Here is a 20,186-nt window from a genome sequence, read left to right as displayed (position 1 = left end):
CACGCCGGACGGACACTGAGGACATGACGCACGCGCGCGGGGGCGCGGCCGACCGCCCCACCGGTCCCGCACACCACGACCTGCCCGGCACCGACGTGCCGGAAGGCGCCCTGGAACCCGCCGAGCTGCGTGCCGGCGACGTTCGTCCGGGCGCGGAGGAGGTGACCCCGGTGCGGCCGGCGCCCGCCCGGCCGGGGGCCGCCACCCCGGCGGGCAAGACGCGGCCGACGCGGATCAGCGGCACCTGGGTCGCGGTGATCGCGGGCCTGGTCGTGCTGGCCGTGCTGCTGGTCTTCATCCTGCAGAACCTCGCCCCGGCGACGGTCCGGTTCTTCGGCGCCGAGGGCAGTTTGCCGCTGGCCATCGCCATGCTGTTCTCGGCCATCGGCGGGGCGGTGCTGGTCGCCCTGATCGGCGGCGCCCGGATCCTGCAGCTGCGGAAGCAGGCGCGCCGCCGCTAGACGATGATCGACGTCATCCCGAGGACGGTTGCGCAAACGTTTTCGTCCCCGGTGGTGCGGACGCCGTCGAGGTTCGCGGCATTGCGGGTGCAGAGCCGCCAGAACGTGTCCAGGTCCGTCGTCACCGACGCCAGCGGGGTGCGCGACGGCGGCGCGCCGCGGTCCAGGACCCAGCCGTCGCGCTCGCGGCGCGCGTACCACTTGCCCTGGCCGGTCACGGTGTAGCCGACCTGCTTGCCGATGCGGGCGTCGACGTCACGCAGGGTGTGCGGCAGCGCGCGGACGAACGTGTCCGCGATCGGTTCGGCGTACTCCGCCTCCAGTGGCGTGTGCTCCAGCGCCTCGCGGATCTGCACGTGGTGGACCCAGAACTCGGAGTAGTCGCGGGCCGCGTCCAGCCAGCGCGGGGCGGGCTCGTCGCCGGCCCAGCTCACCGGCATGCCGAGGGCGTCGAGGTCCAGCTGCGCCCAGTACTCGGTCGTCTGGCCCATGAATTCGTACAGCATCGTCAGCAGGACGTCCGTCGAGAGCCGGCGGCAGGCGACGACCCATTCCTCGTTGATCCGGTCGATGAACCGGGGGAACGCCTCACCCGGCCGGGGGGAATCCGCGGTGTGCCCGTCGCGGCCGCGGGACAGCCGGCCGACCTTGTCGCCCAGCAGGTGGGCGGCGACGTCCTTGACCGTCCAGCCGGCGCACATGGTCGGCCGCGTCCAGTCCTCCTCGGTCAGGGCGCCGAGCAGCGTCATCAGCGCTTGTTCTTCTTTCGAGAAGTACGGGAGGACGTCGATCGGCGGACCCCAGCGCGTCGGGCTCATGCGTCCATCCAACACGCAAGTCACACCTCCATTCGGCCTACCCGCAGGTAGCATCACGTTTCGCGTAAGCAGAGGGGAGCCCACCGGTGAACGCAGAGCGACCGAACGGCCGGGGTACCACCGACGAGGTGGCCGACCTGGCCCGCCGCGCCGGCCGGCTGGCGGGCTGGGCCGCGCGGACCGGCTTCGCGCTCGGCCGCAAGCTCCCCGGTGTCGAGACCGCCGAACGCAGCGTCCGGCAGGTCGAACGGCAGCTGCTGACCGAGCTGCGCCGCCGGCTCGACGAAGTCGACGACCCGTACCACGCGGCGCTGACCGCGGCGTCGGCGATGAACCGTGCGGCCGTGCCCGGGAAGGCCGAAGCCACGGTCACGCTCGTGCCGGCGCGCGACAACCACGCCGAGCCGCTGCGCGCGGCGATGGCCGAGCTGCTCAACCACTCCATCGGCTTCGGCCGCGAACGCGCCCGCGAGTACTTCTACGCGATCATCCTGCGCCAGCTGACGCCGGACGAGGCCCGCATCCTGTCCGCGCTGTCCGACGGCTCGCCGTTCCCCGCCGTCGACGTCGTCGAGCGGACCGGTCTCGGCGGCGCCGGCCGGGTCGTGCTGCGCAACGCCTCGACGGTCGGCAAGGCGGCCGGGGTGTCGCTGCCCGACCAGGTGCCCGGCTACGTCACCCGGCTGATCGGGCTCGGCCTCGTCGACCTCGACGAAGAGGTGCCGTCGCTGGAGACGCAGTACGAGATCCTGCTGACCGACGAGACCGTGCGCGAGGCGGAGAAGCACGTCCGGCGCGCGAAGTTCGTCCGGCGGACGATCCACGTCTCGCGCCTCGGGGCGCAATTCTGGCAGGCCTGCGACCCGAGTCTCGGCTGACCGGATGGGGGCCTTCCTCAGCGGCATCGTCGCCGACTTCGCGCAGCACTGGCCCCTCTACGTCTCGATCCCGGTCGTCGCGGCGCTGATCGGCTACGGCACCAAGCTGGTCGCGATCCGGATGATGTTCCAGCCGGTGGAGTTCATCGGCGTGAAGCCGTTCCTGGGCTGGCAGGGCATCGTGCCGAAGCGCGCGGCGCGGATGGCGAGCATCGCCTGCGACACGATGACCGAGCAGCTGATCGAACCGGCCGAGGTGGTGGCGCGGCTCGACGCGTCCCGGATCGCCCAGGAGATCGAGAAGCCACTGCTCGCCGGGGTCGAGGACATCGTGCGCGAGGTGGCGGCGCACTACCGGCCGGGGCTGTGGGAGTCGCTGCCGGAGCGGGTCCGGCGGCTGGTGGTCCAGCGCGTCCAGCACGAGTCTCCGCGGATGGTCGCCGCCGTGCTCGACCTGATCAAGTCCGATGTGGACAGCGTGTTCGACCTCAAGGGCATGGTGGTCACCAGCCTGGTCAAGGACAAGCGCCTGCTCAACCGGATCTTCCAGGAGGCGGGCGCGAAGGAGTTCAAGTTCATCGCCCGCTCGGGCCTGGTGTTCGGCGGCGCGATCGGCGTCATCCAGATGGTGGCGTGGGTGCTGTTCAAGTTCCCGCCGATCATGCCGGTGTTCGGCCTGTTCACCGGCTGGTTCACGGACTGGCTGGCGCTGCGGATGATCTTCTACCCGATCGAGCCGCGGCGCTATTTCGGCATCCAGTGGCAGGGCCTGTTCCTGAAGCGGCGCGCGGAGGTCGCGGAAGCGTACGGATCGCTGATCGCGAAGGAGATCATCACCCCGCACAACGTCATCGAGGCGATCCTGTACGGGCCGCTGTCGGACCGGGTGCTGGCGCTGATCCAGCGTCAGCTGGACCGCGAGCTGGGCAGCGTCGCGAAGCCGTTGCTGGTGTTCGCGGTGGGCAGCCGCAAGTACCAGGACATGAAGCTGGCGATCGCGTCCCAGATCATGTCCCGCCTCCCGGAGACGATGCGGTACATCGAGGACTACGCGACGGACGCGATGGACATCCGCAACGTACTGGTGTCGAAGATGAAGGAACTGTCCCCGCGGGAGTTCGAACGGCTGCTGCGGCCGGCGTTCGAACAGGACGAGTGGATCCTGATCGCGACGGGGGCGGTGCTGGGGTTCGCGGTCGGCGAGGCGCAGGTGCTGGTCCTGGAGCACCTGGCGGCTTGACGGGCGAACAAGTCCACCCGAACAGCCGTACACCCGCTGGTATCCCCGCGCTCACCTTTCGCCTCTACTCTGCGTCAGGACGACCGACCGCCGGGAGACTCCATGGACGGGACCGCGGAACCGTGGCAGCAGGAAATCCGCCTCGCGATGACCATGGTCGGCGGGGCCAGCCTGGCCATCTGGATGGGCGGGGTCGCCACCGAGACGTCGCAGCTGCTGCGGGAGTCGCGGCGTGATCCGCGGACCGGAGCCGGCCTCTACCGCGGGCTGCTCGATGTGCTGCGGGCGAGCGTCTCCATCGACGTCCTGACCGGGACCAGTGCCGGCGGGATCAACGCCGCCTGCCTGGGGCTCGCCGAGGCCTTCGGCTCCACGCCGCAGGTGCTGCGTGACACCTGGATCTCCACCGGTTCGCTGGAAAACCTCGTGCGGGACGCGCGGGAGCCGCAGCCGCGGTCGGTGCTCGACGGTGACCGCGTGCTGCTCGGGGACGTCGAGCGGGCGCTGCGGCAGATCACCGCGCAGGGCACGCCGCCTGCCGACGATCCCGACATCACCGTGCTGCTCACCGGCACGATGATCGACGGCGAGACCACCCGGTTCGACGATGCGCTGGGGAACCTGGTGCGGGACACCGAACACCGGATGCTCTTCCGCTTCTGTGGTCCACTGTGGACCACCGGGGTCGAGGGGCCGCTCGCGCTGGCGGCCCGCTCCACCGCGTCCTTCCCCGGCGCGTTCGAGCTGTCCCGGATGCCGATCGGCACCGAGGGCACCGACCGCCTGCACCCCGACATGACGCCGTACACGGAACTGACCCGGTCGCACTGGCTGACCGACGGCGGGGTGCTGCTCAACAAGCCGCTGCGCCCGGCCCTGCGGGAGATCTTCGAACGCACGTCGAACGTGGACGTCCGGCGGCTGCTGCTCTACGTCGTGCCGACCGGCGAAGGGGAGACCGACGCCGTCGGGTGCGATGCGGCGAACCCGCCGCTGTTGTCGGGTGCGATGGCCAGGGTCGTCAACACCGTGATGAGCCAGTCGATCAGCGCCGAGCTCGACGACCTGACCCGGCACAACGACGCCGTGCTCCGCGCGCGTGACACCCGGGTCTCGCTGGCCGCCCTCGGCCTGCGCGGCGGGCCGGAATGCCTGGTGGACGCGCGGATCGCTGCCGCCTACCTCGAGCGCCGGACCGCGGAGGACGCCGCCGAGCTGGTGCGGGCCGCCGCCCGGCGGTATGCGCTGTCCGACGCGGACACCCCGGACCGCGAGTGGGCGTCCGGGATGTCGCAGCAGCTGCGCACGATCGCGGTGGCCGGGCTGAGCAGCGGCGTCCCGGCCGGGCCGCCGGCCGCCAGCCTGCCCGTGGCCGCCCTCGTCGGCTACCGGACGACCGCGCTCGACGACGCCGTCGCGACCGGCCTGCAGCTGGTCAACGCCGGCTTCCGGCTCCGGCCGGACGGCGCGCAGGCGAAGGTGCTCAACGACGCGCGTGCCGAGCTGCACGAGGCACGCCGGACCTCCGGCCGCGGCGTGCGGCTCGCGCAGTGGGTCGCCGCGCACACCCCGCCCGGCGCGAGCAGCACCTTGGAGACGTGGATCGGCGAGCTCGCCGAGGAGTGGGCCGGGCTGGGCCGCTCGGCCGCCGTCGCCGAGGCGTGGCCGAAGGTGGTCGCCGGCCTGCGCGAAGCGGCCCCGACCTTGCGCGCGCTGGCCGCCGAAGACGACGGCGGCACGGTCACCACCTTGCTGGACTGGCTCGCGCTCACGCCCGACGTGCCGGACGACGTCGTGCAAGGCCGGCTGCTCACCCTGCACGTGGCGACGCGCGGGCTGCTCGCGCAGGCGCCGTCGGTCGACCAGCGGGTCGACCTCGTGCAGGTCAGCGCCGATTCGCGGACGCTGCTCGACATGACGCGGCGCCGGTCGTGGGACAAGCTGACCGGGATGCAAGCGAGCTACTTCGGCGCCTTCTACAAGGCGTCGTGGCGGGCCAGCGACTGGATGTGGGGCCGCATCGACGGCGCCGGCTGGCTGGTCCAGTGCCTGCTCGACCCGGTCCGCCTCGAAACGCTGCGGGACGTCGTCGGCCGGGACCGGTTCCGCGACGAGCTCCTCGCGGTGCTGAAGCCCGGCTGGCGCAAGCCGGACGAGCGCGACCGCTGCACGGCGGCCGAGGCGGGGCAGCTGACCGACCAGCTGACGGCCGAACTCGCTTTCCTCGGCCTCGACGCCGACCTCAATCCGGTGGACAAGCCGGACGCCGGACGCCCGCTCAGCATGCCGGTGACGGCCATGGTGCTGGCCCGGCGGCGGCAGGAAGCGATCGCCGCGGAGGAACTCCCGGTCGTCACGCTCGCGGCGCGCTACGACGCCGAGGACCGCCCCGGCATCGAGAAGGCGCTGGCCGAGGAGCTGCCCCGGGTCGACGTGGCCGCCGCGCAGGCGCAGTTCCAGGGCTGCCGCGTCTCGGCCGAAAAGCTCGCCGGGGAACAGGGCACCGCGCGGCTGACCCGGACCCTGGTCGCGCTCGGCGCCGCCACGGTCAACGCCGGGACCGTCGCGTTCCGGCTGCCGGGTGGCTGGCCGCAGACCGTGGCGAGCATCCTGCGGACGGTCGCCAGGAGCACGGCGAGGGTCGCGCAGGGCGCGTCACGGCTCGGCACGGCGGGTTCGCTCGTGGCCGGCGTGCTGGCGCTGCTGGCCGGGCTGGTGATCGGCAGCAACGGCGGCGCGGTCCTGCAGTGGATCGGCCTCCCGGTCCTCGCGGGAGCGGTCGTCTACCTGGCGACAGCGCTGCTCACGACGGGCCGCAAGGTGCGGTCGCTGTTCGCGGCGCTGAGCGCGCTGGTCGTGGCGGCGCTGCTGCTGGCCGCGTTCCTGCCCCCGCTCGCCCGCCCGTTCTTCGGCTGGCTGGGTGACGTCGTGGCCGGCTGGCGCCGCGGCGAAGGCGCGGTGTGGTGGCTGGTGGTGTCCGGGCTGCTGATCCTGCCCGCGATCGTGATGCCGGTGAGCGCGATCGTGCGCCGCCTCGGCCACCGCCGCCGGGCGAAGGCCGGCGCGCTCGACGTCGCCGGACGCTCACGCTGACGATCCGCCGCGGGCGTTTGCCCAGGCACCGTCCACTCCAAACATGTTTGTGTGACTGCTCACCGGGTACTCGGCGTCGTCGCAGGTCATCGCGGGGGTCGTGAGCTGCGTCGCTGGCATGCGGAAAAATCTCTGTTACGTTTCCTGAGTATGTCCGTAACGCACTTGATCGAATCGCCGACCAAGGCGGACGGCGCGCAGCTGTGGCGAATCGCGCGCGATTCCGCCAAGCTGGATCTCAACTCGCCGTACGCCTACATGCTGTGGTGCCGCGATTTCGCCGGGTCTTCGGTGGTCGCGCGTGAGGATGGCCGGGCGGTCGGTTTCGTCATCGCCTACCGCAGACCGGACGAGCCCGCGGCGGCGCTCGTCTGGCAGGTCGCGGTCGACGCGTCCCAGCGCGGAAAGGGCCTGGCCGGGGCCCTGCTCGACGCGCTGTACACGCGCTTGGTCGGTGAGGGTGTGCGTTACCTCGAGACCACGATCACCCCGGACAACGAGGCGTCCATCCGGCTGTTCACGTCGTTCGCGAAGCGGTGGAACGCCGCAATGGAAACCAGTGTGCTGTTCGACGGCGGGGAATTCCCCGAAGCCGGGCACCTGCCGGAAGAGCTTTACCGCATCGGTCCGCTGACGCCGCCGACGAATCCGGGCGAGTAGGAGAGAAAGAAACACATGAGCATCTTCGAAGAGCTCGAATCCGAAGTACGCAGCTACAGCCGCGGCTGGCCGGTCGTGTTCGACCGCGCGCGGGGCAGCCACTTGTACGACGAAAGCGGGAAGCCCTATCTGGACTTCTTCGCGGGGGCCGGTGCGCTGAACTACGGGCACAACAACCCGCAGCTGAAGCAGGCCCTGATCGACTACATCCAGCGCGACGGCGTCACCCACGCGCTGGACATGTTCACCGTGGCCAAGCGCGACTTCCTGCAGACCTTCCGCGACAAGGTCCTCGACCCGCGCGGGCTCGGCTACAAGGTCGTGTTCCCCGGTCCAGGCGGCGCGAACGCCGTCGAGGCCGCGCTGAAGCTGGCGCGCAAGGTGACCGGCCGGGAAGCGGTCATCAACTTCACCAACGCCTTCCACGGCATGACGCTGGGCGCGCTGTCGGTCACCGGCAACTCGATGAAGCGCGGCGGCGCCGGCGTCCCGCTGGTGCACGCCACCCCGATGCCGTACGACCAGTACTTCGACGGCGCGATGCCGGACTTCCTCTACTTCGAGAAGCTCCTGCAGGACTCCGGCAGCGGGCTCAACGAGCCGGCCGCGGTGATCGTCGAAGGCGTGCAAGGCGAGGGCGGCATCAACGCCGCGCGCCTGGAGTGGCTGAAGGGGCTCGACGACCTCTGCAAGCGCCACAACATCCTGCTGATCCTCGACGACGTCCAGATGGGCTGCGGCCGCACCGGCCCGTTCTTCTCCTTCGAGGACGCCGGGATCACGCCGGACATCGTCTGCCTGTCGAAGTCCATCAGCGGCTACGGCATCCCGATGGCGCTGACGCTGATCAAGCCGGAGCTCGACGTCTGGGAGCCGGGCGAGCACAACGGCACCTTCCGCGGGATCAGCCCGGCGTTCGTCACCGCCAAGGAAGCGATCGACCTCTACTGGAGCGACGACGCGCTCGAGAAGTCGACCAAGGCGAAGGGCGAGCGCATCGCCTCCGCGTTCTCCGGCATCGTCGAGGCGTACCCGGAAGCGAACCTGATCGCCAAGGGCCGTGGCCTGGCACGCGGCCTCGAGTTCGAAAACGGCGACCTGGCCGGGCGTGTCTGCGCGGAAGCGTTTGCGCGCGGCCTGCTGATGGAAACCTCCGGGCCCGACGGCGAAGTGATGAAGCTGCTGCCGCCGCTGACGCTGACCGACGACGAGCTGACGCAGGGCCTGTCGATCATCGACGAGTCCGTGAAGGCCGTCCTGAAGAAGTAAGGAGTTCGCCCGTGCTCGTGCGCACGCTCGACGAAATCACCGACACCGACGCCGACATCAAGACCGAGAACTGGCGCAGCAAGCGGATCGTCCTGGCCAAGGAGGGCGTCGGCTTCTCGGTGCACGAGACCACGCTCTACGCGGGGACGGTCAACGACTTCTGGTACGCCAACCACATCGAGGCGGTGTTCATCACCTCCGGCGAGGGCGAGATCGAGGATCTGGCCACCGGCAAGGTGTACGAGCTCAAGCCCGGCACGCTCTACCTGCTCAACGACCACGACAAGCACCAGGTCCGGCCGAAGACCGAGATCAAGTGCGTGTGCGTGTTCAACCCCCCGGTGACCGGCCGCGAAGTGCACGACGAAAACGGCGTGTACCCGCTGATCACCGAGGACGCGTAAGCACCGGAGAGGAACAGGAGGCGAAGCCCGTGACGCTGACGGACACCCGGGTCGACGACACCTATCCGACCCGGATCACCGGTACGCCGGAGCAGTTGCCGCGCGTGCACCCCACCGTGTGGGGTACCGAAGCCGACGGCCCGATCGACGCCGCCACGCTGGCGAACCACGAGACCAAGGGTTACACCGTGGTCGACGACCTGCTGTCGGTCGGGGAGGTGCAGACGTACTGGCAGGAGCTGGTGCGGCTGTCCGCCGACCGGGAGCTCGCCCGGGACGAGCGCGTGATCACCGAGGCGAAGACCGGTGAGGTCCGGTCGATCTTCGACGTCCACGAGATTTCGGACCTGATCGCCGAACTGGTGCGCGACCCGCGCGTGCTGGACCGGGCGCGGCAGCTGCTCGGCTCGGAGGTGTACGTCCACCAGAGCCGGGTCAACTACATGCCCGGGTTCAAGGGCACCGGGTTCTACTGGCACTCGGACTTCGAAACCTGGCACGCGGAGGACGGCATGCCGTCGCCGCGCGCGGTCAGCTGCTCCATCGCGCTGACCGACAACTACCCCTTCAACGGCGGTCTGATGATCATGCCGGGGTCGCACCGGACGTTCGTCCAGTGCGCCGGCGAGACGCCGGACGACAACTACAAGAGCTCGCTCAAGGACCAGCGGGTGGGCGTGCCGAGCGAGGACGACATCACGAAGCTGGCGGCCGAGCACGGCATCGACCAGTTCACCGGCCAGGCGGGCTCGGCGCTGTGGTTCGACTCGAACATCATGCACGGCTCCGGCAACAACATCACCCCGTACCCGCGCTCGAACATCTTCCTGGTGTTCAACAGCGTGGACAACGCCCTGCAGGAGCCGTTCGCGGCCGGCGCACCGCGGCCCGCGTTCATCGCCGGCCGCGACTCGACGCCGATCACGAGGTGAGGTTCACCCAGCCCCGCCGGTGACCGGTCCGGTGCGCTTTGTTACCGTGTCGCCACCGCGTGGGCGTGTGGTCCGCGCAACACGTCTTCGTTGACGACCGGCGGCGGGTGCTTCGCTCGGGGTGAGCACACCCGCCCGGTCATCGATGGCGACGGACGGGCGGACCGGCCCCCTGGCGGCCCGGCCGAAGTTTCAACAGACCCCGTACCACCGGATCGGGACCGGTGGTACGGGGTTTGTCCTGTTCGTACCCCGGCGGACGGCACGCGTACCCACGTGGACGCCACGGGTACCCGGATGGACGACACGCACGACCCGGCCGGGTGCGCCCTGTGGTGCGGCCGGGCACGCGCCTCGTCCGGACGGGTAAGCCAGTGGATGCCGTACGGCCCGGACACCGGTGCTGCGGATTCCGCAGCGCTACGAAACGTCCTGGTCCCGGCCCGGCCGGGTGGTATTCGCCGTCCCCCGAGCACGGTAGGTTGACGTCTCCGGCGGGGGCGACGCCGGCACATCGCAGAACCGGGGAGGTGGGCGCGCGCATGGCCCGGACCCGCCTCCAGCTGCTCGGGCCCGTCCAGCTGTTCGACGGCGACGACCCCGTCCCGATCGGCGGTCCCGGCGTCCGCGGCCTGCTCGCGCTGCTGGCGCTCAAGCCCGGCAAGGTCGTCGGGCTCGACGAGATCATCGACGCGCTGTGGGGTCACGACCCGCCGGCGACCGCCCGCACCATCGTCCACGGCAACGTCTCCCACCTGCGGCGGATCCTGCGCGACCTCGACGGCCCGCGCATCCTGACCACCCCGCCGGGCTACCGGCTGGACGTCGAGCCCGACCGGATCGACGTCCACCGGGCGCGCACGCTGCTGGACCGCGCGTCGGTGGCCACGCCGGAGGTCGCGGCCGCGCTGCTCGCCGAAGCGCTCGCGCTGTGGCAGGGCCCGGCGCTGGGCGGGGTGCCCGACTCGCTGCGGGCGCCCGAGCTGGAAGACCTCCGCCTCGCCGTGCACGGCGCCCGCGTCGACGCCGACCTCGAACTGGGCCGGCACGCGGAGCTGATCGTCGAGCTCAGCCCGATCGTCCGGGCCGATCCGCTGGCCGAACGCACCGCGGGCCAGCTGATGCGGGCGCTGTACCACGCGGGGCGCCGCGGCGACGCGCTCGAGCTGTACCGGACGGTCTCCCGGGCGACCCTGCGCACCCTCGGCGTCGAGCCGGGCACCGAACTGCGCTGGCTGCACGAACGGGTGCTCAACGACGACCTCCCGGCGCGCAACGTCGTCGCGCCGGCCGTCGGCAGCGAGCCGGCGAAAGCGATTTCGCAGCTGCCCGCCGCGGTGCCCGGCCTGGCCGGGCGCGCCGAGGAGCTGGCCTGGCTCGACGGCCTGGTGACCCGCGTCGAAGCCGGGGAGACGACGATCGCCGTGGTCACCGGCACCGCCGGCGTCGGCAAGAGCACGCTGGTCGTGTGGTGGGCGCACCGCGTCGCGGCGCGGTTCCCGGACGGGGTGCTGTTCGCGTCGCTGCGCGGCTTCGACCCGCATCACCCGCCGCTGGAGCCGGCCGAGCTGCTCACGCAGTTCCTGCTCGGCCTCGGCGTCGACACCGCGAAGATCCCGGAGCTGCTGCACGAACGCGTCGCGCTCTACCGGTCGCTGATCGCCGGACGGCGGATGCTGGTGCTGCTCGACGACGCCCGCACCGCCGAGCAGGTGCGTCCGCTGCTGCCGCCGAGCGCGCGGACGATGACGGTGGTGACCAGCCGATCGCGCCTGGACGGGCTCGCCGTGTCGAACGCGGCCAAGCAGCGCGTGCTCGGCACCCTCGCGCCCGACGACGCCGTGCAGCTGATCGAGGAGCTCGCCGGTCCGGCGAGCCTCAACCACGCCCTCGCGCGGCTGTGCGGCTACCTCCCGCTCGCGCTCCGGATCGCGGGCGCCCGGCTCTCGGCGGGCGCGCAGCGGACCGCGGAGGAGCTCGTCGACGAACTCGGCAACGAACGCACCCGGCTGGCGGGGCTGCAGGTCGACGGCGCCGACGACAGCGTGCGCGTGGCGTTCGACGTCTCCTTCCGCGGGCTGCCCGACGAGATCGCCCAGACGTTCCTGCAGCTGGGCGCGATCCCCGGGGTGCTGGTCGGGCCGCACGTGATGGCCGCGGTCGCGCAGATCCCGGTGGCCGAGGCCCGGCGGCGGCTGCGCGCGCTGGCCGCGCACAACCTCATCGCCGAGACCGAGCGGGACGTCTTCGTACCGCACGACCTCGTCTGGCTGTACCTGCGCGAGCTCGTGGAAAAGGAGCTCGGGGAGAAGGAGCGCGACGAGGCACTGGGCTGGACCATCCGCTACTACCAGGCGGTGGCCGACCGGGCGCGGCGCCGGCTGGGCCGGGTCGCCGACCCGCTCGACTTCTCGAACGTGCTCGCCGACGACGTGCTGCCGCCGCTGCCCGGCTTCGACGAGGCGAACCACTGGTTCGCGGCCGAGTGGCCGAACCTCTTGGCCGTCCTCGACGCCGCGTACGCCGCGGGCCGCCACGACGACGTCTGGCGGCTGGCTCGGCTCGCGCACACCTACCGGGTCTCCTGCCCGCTGCTCGACGAGTGGACACGGATGGCCGACCTCGGCGTCGCCGCCGCCGAAGCCGCGGGCGACGTCGCGGGGCAGTGCTGGCTGCGGCTCGCGCGGTGCGAGATCGCGCTGACCTTCGAGCTGCCCGGGTACGGGCTCGCGGACGCCGAACGGGCGGCGGAGCTCGCGGCCGTGCTGGCCGACCGGCGGCTGGCCACCTCGGTGGACCTGCACCTCGGGCGCGCCCTGAGCCGGCTCGGCCGGCACGAAACCGCCATCGAGCGGCTCACCAGGGCCGTGGAAGAAGCACCCGACGTCACCCTGCGCGGGCAGGCGCTCAGCAGCTGCGCGCAGGCGGAGAAGCGGGCGGGCCGGCTCACCGACGCGATCGCCCACCAGCGCGCCGGCCTGCGGATCGACCGCGAACTCGGCGACGACGACCGGGTCGTCGCCGCGCTGGACAAGCTGGCCGAGCTCAGCCTGCGGACCGGGGACGCCGAAGCGGCGGAACGGGACGTCTGGGAGGCGATCGACCTGGCGATCAGCCGCGGGTTCGTCGCGCGGGAGGGCGCGCTGCGGCTGACGCTGGGCCGGGTGCTGCGGGCCCGCGGCGACATCGACGGCGCGCGGGAACAACTGGCGTTGTCCGTGCGCATTTACGAGCGGGTGCACCCGAAGCTCGTCGGTGAGGTTCGCGCCGAACTCGCCGATCTCCAGTGAAGGCTTTTCCGGTGGTTTTCCGGGGCCGGGTTGCGAATGGGTCACGGCGGGGTCCCGCGCGCTGAATCCTTAGTGGATTCTTAGTGGGTGCGGGCGGTGTCCGCGTAGGTTCGGCGGTGCCGGCTGAGCCCTAGGGGAGGGGCAGGCTGAGACGCCGGTGCCGGGCCCCGCGCGGGAAACCGCGGCGGGGCCGGGAGCCGCCAGGAGCGGCTCGTGGCGGCCCGGCCGGCCGAGATGGGGGTAGGCCGGCCGGTCGCCAGGCGCTCAGCCCACGTTCGCCGTGCAGAGCGCGATCGTCGTCCCGCTGTTTTCCGCGACCTTCTTGCCGTCGACCATAATGGCGCACTTGATTTCGTTGGTGACATCCGCATTTCGCGTGTCCGCGGTGAGCGTCAACAAGTACGAGCCATTGTTGTACGAAGCCTGGCCCTGCCACGCGTCGGTGCTCGCGGGGGCATTTTCGGTGCGCTGGTCGTTGAGGCTGCCGTAGCGCACCGTCGCCCCGCCGGCGGAGGTGACCTGGAAGGTGACGGCGTGCTTGTCGCCGGCCACCGCGGGCAGGTGGAGCCCGGTCTCCCCGCCGCTGAAGAAGGTCGAATACAGCAGCATCCCGGCCGCGGTGAGCAGCGCCGCGCCCGAGACGGCGGTGGCGGTGACCGCCAGCCCACGGTCGCCCGCGGTGCCCTTCTTGACCTGGACCAGCCCGGCGATCGCCAGGACCAGCCCGACCCCGGCCAGCGGCCACGCGACGAATTCGACGCCGGGGACGAACGTGATGACCAGGGCGGCCACGCCGAGCAGCAGGCCGACGATGGCCAGGATGTTCCGTCCGGACTTCGCGTTGGCTCGACGACGCTCCGTGGCCGTCACCGGCGGCGCGGGTCTTCCGTGGCGCGCGGCGGCCTGCGGGTACTGCGGGTCGGTCATCATGCGGACCCCTTCGGGTGGGAGTGCGACGACGTTAACCCATAAGTGTGGCCCCGAACGAAATTGTTACATTCTGGAAAAAGTCATTGTCCCACCATTTCGGGTCAGGTGTCGATATTTCCTGACATCGCGGGCATGGCGTGGCCCGATGATCAATGGGAAGAATGTCGGAGTTCCCACTGTTCGGCGCGGTCTTTGCCGACCTCGCAGCGGGTATCGTAAATATCGTACCGACATCCCGGCACCACTGTGAGGCCTACGACGTCCGTAGGTACCAGTGTTCAAGACGAAGGTCGCATACCGGACTTCTCAGTCGAAAAGGCTTACTTCCGGGGTGATTTCGAGCAGTTCGAAGACGGGCCGGCCGCGGCGGCCGTCGATCGTCGTCGTGCGCACGACACGCAACCGGGCGGTCACCGGGCGGTCGAGGTTCTCCTTGATCTGGTCGAGCAGATCCGGGGCCACCGCGCCCTGGATGGTGCCGCCCGATTCGCGGTCGAGGTAGAAGATCCGCCGCCGGGTGCGGACGCCGTCGAGCCGCCCGCGGACCGTCTCGTAGCCGACCTCTTCCCGGGACTCGCGGAGGCTGCCCTGCAGGATCCGCGCCTGCTCGGTGGTCATGCTGCGGGTGACCTGCTCGCCCGCGGTCGGGGTCAGCGCCATCCCGATGCCCGCGTTCTTCGCGACGGCGTTGACGATGTCGCTCACCGCGTTGCGGACGGTGTCGCGCTGCAGCAGCACGGCGTCGAGCGCGCCGTCGTCCGAGCCGTTCGCCGGCAGGAAGTCGCAGAGCTCCTTGACCGCGCGTTCGGACAGCGTCTCGATGCCGTCGACGATCAGCGCGTCGTCGGCCACCGGCTCGGGGAAGCCGAAGAAGATGGCGTTGCCCGCCTGGCCGCGCTGGATCAGCGGCGCCTTGTCCCGGTCGGTCTGCTGGACCTGGGTGACCTCGCCGGACGGGTTCCGGATGATGTGCCCGATCTTCGCCGTCGCGTCCTGCAGCGCGCGGCTGATGTCGGAGAAGGTGTAGGCGTCGATGGTCTGTTCGCCGATCACCGAGACGTGCAGCAGCGGCGAGCGGGACGTCCGCTCGAACTTGGCGTTGGCCGCCATCGCCGAGGCGCGGGCCAGGTCGTCGAGCCACGTGCCGCCGGGGATTTCGTCGGCGATGCGCCGGAACTCGTTCCTCACCAGATCATCTCCGGGTAGCCCCTGCCGCCTTCGGCCCAGACCTCGGCCCAGACGTCCTCGTCGCCGGGACGGCACAGGAAGCCGTCCAGCATGCCGCCGACCGGCTGTACCTGGTCGAGGTACATGGCCGGCTGCCCGACGATGACGCCGCGCAGGGTGAGCAGGCCGTACAGCGCGGACCGGCCGCCGTCGTCGAGCCGCTTGAGCGCGCCCCACTCGTCCGGGATGAGGACGACGTCGAGGCTTTGCGGCGGGTGGGCGGTCCGGGTGATGAGCTCGCCGCCGATCCAGGCGCGGCCGGACGGGATGATCCGCCGGGCGACGCCGAGGTAGCTGTTGAGCGCGCTGAAGAGGATCTCGCGCTCGTTCTGGTGCGGGGCGTCGAAGACCAGGCGCTCGTAGACGTCGGCGAGGTCGCACGCGTGCCGGCCCGGCGGCAGGACCTGCTGCGCCGTCCAATGGGGGAGCGTCACGCCACCCCCTCCTCAGCCTCGCCCTCACAGTGCGTAGCCGAATTTACCAGGATGGGTGTCAGCCACCGCGCCCAGGCTGGTGCGGCCACTGCGGGGTGGCCTCTTCGGACTCGGGCCAGGCCGGTTCGTCCTCGGTGGGCCAGTCCTCGGCCTCCGCCCCGCGCTGCGGCGGCAGCGGCAGGTGCCCTTCGCGGTGCCCGACGGGCTCGGGCTCGTCGGCGGCGGCCGGCCGGGGCTCGGGTGCGTGCTGCGCCCAGGCGGCGGGGATGAACTGCGTCTGCTCGGTCGACAGCGGTGGCGGCGGTTCGTACTGCGCTTCGGGCTCGGGCTCGGGTTCCGGCTGGGGCCGCGGGCGGTGCGCCACGCGCTGGAGCAGCCAGGACGTGAGCGCACCGAGGGCGAAGGCGACGATCAGCCACAGCCAGATCTGCCCGAACAGCCACACCATCTGCCATCACCCCTTAGACGACTGTGATTTCGACGCGCCGGTCTTCGTCGCCGCCGGTGGCCGGCCGGGTGTCGCCCAGCCCCCGGTAGGTCACGCGGCTGACGGCCAGCCCATTGCCGGTGAGGATCCGCGCGACGGCCCGGGCCCGGTCCCGGGAGAGCTTCAGCGCGGCGCTCTCGCCGCCGGGCCCCCGGGCGACGTGCCCGGTGACGCGGTACCGGAAGCCGGCCGGCGCCTTGGCGAGGGCGATCCCGATGCTGCGGGCGGCCTGTTCCCCGTCGGCGGTGAGCCGGGCGCTGTCCGGTTCGAAGCTGATCGGCGTCTCGGTGAGCATCCGGTCGATCTCGGCCTGCACGCCGGCCTTGTCGGTGGGCGGCGGCGCGGTAGTGGTGGTGGTCGGCGGCGGCGGGCTGCTGCTGGTGGCGGTGGTCGTGGGCGGCGGCGGGCTCGCGCTGGTGCTCGGCGCCACCGGCGTCACATCCCCGTTGACCTGGGCGGCCCGCACACCCTCGACGCCTTGCACGACTTCGAGTGCTCTCAGCGCCTGGTCGGGCGGAAAGCCGGTGAGGGTGGCATCGCGCCCGTCGAACCGGACGTCCCCGGTGGGCAGCCCGGCTTCGAAGAGCGCGGTCTGGGCCCGCGCGGTGAGGTCGCGTTCCATGCTCCCGGACTGAGTCCAGGTGGCGACCCCCGCCAGCAGTGCTGTGACCAGCACCGCGATCGGGACCCCGAGGATCCAGCGCCGACCACCGGACATAAGGGGACTGTAAGCCGGGTCCGGAAGGTTGGCGACCTGAATCCGGGTGGCGATCCACAAGTTGTCCCCAGCCAAGTCGACATGTGGACAACTCGCGCCTCAGTGATCGCCCGGCCACTTTCCGTCGGAGACGGCGGATAGAGTGGTACCCGGGGGGCGCAGGCCCGCCGAAGTCGCGTTTCAGCGGCGGGAGCTCGGCCGCAGTGGCGGCCCCAACGAGGGGCGCCGGAAGGCGAACTCAAGCGAGTTTCGCCAGCTCCGCCGGGCACCGATCGCGATGGGCGGCATCCGCTGGACGCCGCTGGACACCGGCCTGATCGACCTGTCCCCGGCGCCGAGCACCATCAGCCCGCCCAGCCCCCCCAGCACCAATGCCGCCCAAGCCACCCCACCGAGCCCAGCCCAGCCACCCCACCGAGCCCGACCCAGCCCAGCCGCCCCACCGAGCCCAGCCGCCCCTCCATCGAGCCCCAGCCCAGCCGCTCCCACCGAGCCCGACCCAGCCGAGCCCCGCCCGGCGAGCCGGACCCGGCCGAAAGCAACCCCTCAGCTGGCCTGCTGCTGAGCGCTGTCCGGCACCTCGAGCACGTCCAACGGCACGAGCGGCGCCAGCTGCGGCCGCTTCGGTGACAGCCCGTCCCCCATCGACTCGCCGCGGATCTGCCGGCGGATCCACGGGAGCAGGTGCACCTTCGTCCACGTCAGGTCCGAACGGCGCGAGTCGATCCAGCGGCTCGGGACCGCATCGGCCGGCCACGGCTCGCGCCAGTCGCCCGCCGCCGGGATGCCCAGGACCTCCGCTGCCTTCAGCGCGATCCGGCGGTGGGCCTCCGGGGAGAAGTGCAGGCGGTCGTCGCTCCAGGCGCGGCGGTCGTGCAGGGGGCCCATCGTCCACAGGTCGACCATGCGGGCGCCGTAGCGGTCGGCGATCGCCCAGAGGTTCGTGTTGTAGATCGCCACCTTGCCGCGCAGCACCGACATCACCGACAGCACCTTCGTGTCCGGGCCGTTGAACATCAGCACCGGGATGCCCGCCTCGCGCAGCTTCGCCACGCCCTCCTCCAGGCGTGCGGTGACCGCGTCGACGTCCGCGCCCGGCACGATGATGTCGTTGCCGCCGGCGCAGAGCGTGACCAGGTCGGGCTTCAGCTCCAGGGCGATCGGCAGCTGCTCGTCCAGGATCTCGTCGAGCATCTTGCCCCGCAGGGCCAGGTTGGCGTAGCGGAAGTCGCTCCGGCCGCCCGACAGCACCTCGGCGAGCCGGTCGGCCCACCCCCGGAAGGAACCGTCCGGCAGGTCGTCGTTGAGGCCCTCGGTGAAGCTGTCACCGAGCGCCACATAGCTGTCGAATCCGTACACGTTGGGTCCCCTTCCCGTCCCTGCGACCGACACACCCCGACATGTAGTTGTACACCTCAACTAACCGTCGACCGCAAACCCGCTCCACCCCCGGGCGTTCAGCCTGCGGTAACAGTGTCTTATCTTGTCGGCCTTCTGCGCCTCTCTATTACGTAGTCTTCACCTTCGGCATGCCGTGAAACCGCACAATCGGACACAAACAGGGGCCCCGATGTGGCGAAAATCTCCCTCGGCGGGGTGTCCCGGAGCCGATCCGGCAGGCTGGACACGTGTCCGGAGAACCCCGTGAGTCGCTCGCGCAGATCCTCGGTGGCCGCCGGGGCGCCCTCGACGCCAGCATCCCGCCCGTCGGCTTCGTCGCCGGCTGGCTCGCGGCCGGGCAGTCCGTCGCCTGGGGTGCCGGCGCCGCCATCGTGGTCGCCGTCGCGCTCGGGATCTACCGGGTCGCCCGCGGCGGCAAGGTGCGCGCGCTGGTCGTCAGCCTGGCCGCCGTCGTCGCGGCGGCGCTGATCGCCCTGCACACCGGCCGCGCGCAGGACTTCTTCCTGCTGCAGCTGATGTCCAATGTGGCCAGCGCGCTGCTGTGGGCGGCCAGCATCGTCGTGCGGTGGCCGCTGCTCGGCGTCGTCGTCGGCCTGGTGCTGGGCCAGAAGACGCGCTGGCGCCGCGACCCGGCGCTGCTGAAGGCGTACTCGCGGGCCAGCTGGGTTTGGGTGTTCGGCCAGTACACGCTGCGCGTGGCCGTCTACGGCCTGCTGTGGTGGTCGGGCCAGGTGCTCGCGCTCGGTGTCGCCCGGACGGTGCTCTCGTGGCCGCTGGTCGCGCTGACCGTCGCGGTCAGTGGCTGGGTGCTCTACCGGACCTTGCCGCCGGAGCACCCCGGCCTGCGCCTGGCTCCCGAACCCCGCCCGGACGACGTACCCAGGGCATAAGGCGGCCCCCGGCGAGGGGGGAGGGTCCGGGGGCCACTGCCTACGATACCCGGACTACCCGGGTTCAGTCGACGTTTTCGCGGCTTTGCGCCGCGTTTTGCTCGAGATCCTTACGGCCGGGGGCGTGGCGTGCCCTCGCCGAAGGCGTCCACGGCGGCGAGCCAGGCCGCCCCGAGCACGCCATCGGAGCTGGTCAGCACCTCGAGATCGGCCAGACGGCGGCGCACGAGTGCGCCGACCGGGCTCGCCCCGGTCAAGACCGAGCCGACCAGCACGACCGGGGTCGACTCGCCGGGCTCGCGCGCGGCGAGGGCGTTGGCGACCAGGAGCTCGGCCGCGCGGGCGACGATCTCGCGCGCCGCGGGCTCGCCCGCGTCGTGCGCCGCGCTCACCAGCGGGGCGAACCGGGCGAGCCGCACCGGCGCCTCGGCGTTGGCCGCGGTGATCAACGCGCGGGACGCGGCGAGCCGGCCGGCGTCGGCCCGGACGTCCAAACCGGACGGTCCGAGCGCGGCGGCGAGCACCGCCGACGGGAGCCCGTCGAGCGGCCGCCCGCGGCCGAGTGCCTCCAAAGTGGAACGGACGGCCTCGCGGCCGAGCCAGAACGCGGATCCTTCGTCGCCGAGCAGCCAGCCGTAGCCGCCGGTGGTGCCCGCGAGACGCCGTTTCCGGATCCGGCCTGCGATCGAACCGGTGCCGGCGACGAGGACCGTCCCGTCCGGCGCCGGCGTCGCCGACGCGTACGCCACTTCGGCGTCGGCGACCGTCCGGACGGCACACGTGAGACCGATTCGCGTCCACGCCGCGTCGAAGACCGCGGCCACGCTCTCGTCGCTCAGCTTGCTCACCCCGGCCATGCCGACGACGCACGCCCGCACGGCGCCGGGGTCGTGGGCGCCGAGCGCCGCGGTGATCGCGCCGGCGATCCGGTCCGCGGCGACCTGCGGCGCGTGCGCGTTCGGGTTGGCGCCTTCGCCGCGTCCGACGCCCAGCACCGCGCCGGCGGCGTCGACCAGGGCGGCCCAGGTCGACGTCCCGCCGGCGACGACGCCCA

18 protein-coding genes are annotated in these 20,186 nt (G+C 71.7%); 10 read left to right on the top strand and 8 right to left on the bottom strand.

The features are described from left to right. Positions 1-23 precede the first annotated feature (23 nt). Positions 24-461 (top strand): lipopolysaccharide assembly protein LapA domain-containing protein, encoded by a 438-nt coding sequence (locus tag AB0M93_RS41160; protein ID WP_364284923.1) that lies wholly within the window; start codon positions 24-26, stop codon positions 459-461. Here the strand turns inward: AB0M93_RS41160 and AB0M93_RS41155 are convergent. After that, entirely contained in the window at positions 458-1,279 is an 822-nt protein-coding gene (locus tag AB0M93_RS41155; protein WP_364284921.1) for a maleylpyruvate isomerase family mycothiol-dependent enzyme, read from the bottom strand. The genes AB0M93_RS41160 and AB0M93_RS41155 overlap by 4 nt on opposite strands. A gap of 86 nt (positions 1,280-1,365) precedes the next feature. Between AB0M93_RS41155 and AB0M93_RS41150 the strand changes: the two genes are divergently transcribed. The 8 genes from AB0M93_RS41150 (at position 1,366) to AB0M93_RS41115 (ending at position 13,045) form a co-directional block, all read left to right on the top strand. Further along, entirely contained in the window at positions 1,366-2,157 is a 792-nt protein-coding gene (locus AB0M93_RS41150) for an Abi-alpha family protein (RefSeq protein ID WP_364284920.1), read from the top strand. 4 nt (positions 2,158-2,161) lie between these two features. Further along, a complete protein-coding gene (locus tag AB0M93_RS41145) occupies positions 2,162-3,397 on the top strand; it encodes a DUF445 domain-containing protein (RefSeq protein WP_364284918.1) in 1,236 nt (411 codons plus the stop codon). 102 nt (positions 3,398-3,499) lie between these two features. Further along, positions 3,500-6,490: a patatin-like protein gene (locus AB0M93_RS41140; protein ID WP_364284916.1), complete on the top strand. Its 2,991-nt coding sequence runs from the start codon at positions 3,500-3,502 to the stop codon at positions 6,488-6,490. Positions 6,491-6,595: 105 nt separating this feature from the next. Beyond that, the gene (ectA, locus tag AB0M93_RS41135; protein ID WP_364285129.1) at positions 6,596-7,150 is read left to right on the top strand and encodes a diaminobutyrate acetyltransferase; all 555 of its coding nucleotides are present in this window, start codon (positions 6,596-6,598) and stop codon (positions 7,148-7,150) included. A gap of 15 nt (positions 7,151-7,165) precedes the next feature. Next, a complete protein-coding gene (gene ectB / locus AB0M93_RS41130; protein ID WP_364284914.1) occupies positions 7,166-8,419 on the top strand; it encodes a diaminobutyrate--2-oxoglutarate transaminase in 1,254 nt (417 codons plus the stop codon). Between the two features lie 11 nt (positions 8,420-8,430). Continuing rightward, positions 8,431-8,823 (top strand): ectoine synthase, encoded by a 393-nt coding sequence (locus AB0M93_RS41125; RefSeq protein ID WP_364284912.1) that lies wholly within the window; start codon positions 8,431-8,433, stop codon positions 8,821-8,823. A gap of 29 nt (positions 8,824-8,852) precedes the next feature. Continuing rightward, positions 8,853-9,755, top strand: a complete 903-nt coding sequence (gene thpD, locus AB0M93_RS41120) for an ectoine hydroxylase (protein WP_364284910.1) — start codon at positions 8,853-8,855, stop codon at positions 9,753-9,755. A 542-nt stretch (positions 9,756-10,297) separates the two neighbouring features. Next, positions 10,298-13,045, top strand: coding sequence for a BTAD domain-containing putative transcriptional regulator (locus AB0M93_RS41115; RefSeq protein ID WP_364284908.1), 2,748 nt, complete (start codon positions 10,298-10,300; stop codon positions 13,043-13,045). A 264-nt stretch (positions 13,046-13,309) separates the two neighbouring features. Here the strand turns inward: AB0M93_RS41115 and AB0M93_RS41110 are convergent, their stop codons facing one another. The 6 genes from AB0M93_RS41110 to AB0M93_RS41085 form a co-directional block, all read right to left on the bottom strand. Continuing rightward, complete coding sequence (locus AB0M93_RS41110) at positions 13,310-13,975, bottom strand: DUF4190 domain-containing protein (RefSeq protein ID WP_364284906.1); 666 nt, start codon at positions 13,973-13,975, stop codon at positions 13,310-13,312. A 306-nt stretch (positions 13,976-14,281) separates the two neighbouring features. After that, positions 14,282-15,163, bottom strand: a complete 882-nt coding sequence (locus tag AB0M93_RS41105; RefSeq protein WP_003071616.1) for a hypothetical protein — start codon at positions 15,161-15,163, stop codon at positions 14,282-14,284. Next, positions 15,160-15,636 carry a hypothetical protein gene (locus AB0M93_RS41100; protein ID WP_364284904.1) on the bottom strand — a complete coding sequence of 159 codons (477 nt, stop codon included), beginning with the start codon at positions 15,634-15,636 and terminating at the stop codon, positions 15,160-15,162. Before AB0M93_RS41100 ends, AB0M93_RS41105 begins: the two co-directional genes overlap by 4 nt. Positions 15,637-15,694: 58 nt before the next feature. Beyond that, positions 15,695-16,084: a hypothetical protein gene (locus AB0M93_RS41095; RefSeq protein WP_364284902.1), complete on the bottom strand. Its 390-nt coding sequence runs from the start codon at positions 16,082-16,084 to the stop codon at positions 15,695-15,697. 13 nt (positions 16,085-16,097) lie between these two features. Then, positions 16,098-16,841, bottom strand: a complete 744-nt coding sequence (locus tag AB0M93_RS41090; RefSeq protein WP_364284900.1) for an OmpA family protein — start codon at positions 16,839-16,841, stop codon at positions 16,098-16,100. Between the two features lie 546 nt (positions 16,842-17,387). Next, positions 17,388-18,200 (bottom strand): SGNH/GDSL hydrolase family protein, encoded by an 813-nt coding sequence (locus tag AB0M93_RS41085; RefSeq protein WP_364284898.1) that lies wholly within the window; start codon positions 18,198-18,200, stop codon positions 17,388-17,390. Positions 18,201-18,469: 269 nt separating this feature from the next. On the opposite strand from AB0M93_RS41085, the gene AB0M93_RS41080 reads away from it, so the two are divergent. Then, positions 18,470-19,132, top strand: coding sequence for a DUF3159 domain-containing protein (locus AB0M93_RS41080; protein ID WP_364284896.1), 663 nt, complete (start codon positions 18,470-18,472; stop codon positions 19,130-19,132). Between the two features lie 110 nt (positions 19,133-19,242). On the opposite strand, the gene AB0M93_RS41075 is transcribed toward AB0M93_RS41080, so the two are convergent. Then, positions 19,243-20,186: BadF/BadG/BcrA/BcrD ATPase family protein (locus AB0M93_RS41075; RefSeq protein ID WP_364284894.1), on the bottom strand; the 944-nt coding region annotated here is incomplete at its 5' end.

Origin of the sequence: Amycolatopsis sp. NPDC051102, from assembly GCF_040682815.1 — a bacterium.
Lineage (GTDB): Bacteria > Actinomycetota > Actinomycetes > Mycobacteriales > Pseudonocardiaceae > Amycolatopsis.
The sequence above is the reverse complement of the archived record's forward strand: the minus strand, read 5'-3'. Positions and strand labels throughout refer to the sequence as shown.

Bases quoted from the DNA above. Each gene is read 5' to 3' on its own strand.
- AB0M93_RS41160 (WP_364284923.1), top strand. From the start codon at position 24: ATGACGCACGCGCGCGGGGGCGCGGCCGACCGCCCCACCGGTCCCGCA.
- AB0M93_RS41155 (WP_364284921.1), bottom strand. From the start codon at position 1,279: ATGAGCCCGACGCGCTGGGGTCCGCCGATCGACGTCCTCCCGTACTTC.
- AB0M93_RS41145 (WP_364284918.1), top strand. From the start codon at position 2,162: ATGGGGGCCTTCCTCAGCGGCATCGTCGCCGACTTCGCGCAGCACTGG.
- AB0M93_RS41140 (WP_364284916.1), top strand. From the start codon at position 3,500: ATGGACGGGACCGCGGAACCGTGGCAGCAGGAAATCCGCCTCGCGATG.
- ectB (WP_364284914.1), top strand. From the start codon at position 7,166: ATGAGCATCTTCGAAGAGCTCGAATCCGAAGTACGCAGCTACAGCCGC.
- AB0M93_RS41115 (WP_364284908.1), top strand. From the start codon at position 10,298: ATGGCCCGGACCCGCCTCCAGCTGCTCGGGCCCGTCCAGCTGTTCGAC.
- AB0M93_RS41110 (WP_364284906.1), bottom strand. From the start codon at position 13,975: ATGATGACCGACCCGCAGTACCCGCAGGCCGCCGCGCGCCACGGAAGA.
- AB0M93_RS41095 (WP_364284902.1), bottom strand. From the start codon at position 16,084: ATGGTGTGGCTGTTCGGGCAGATCTGGCTGTGGCTGATCGTCGCCTTC.
- AB0M93_RS41090 (WP_364284900.1), bottom strand. From the start codon at position 16,841: ATGTCCGGTGGTCGGCGCTGGATCCTCGGGGTCCCGATCGCGGTGCTG.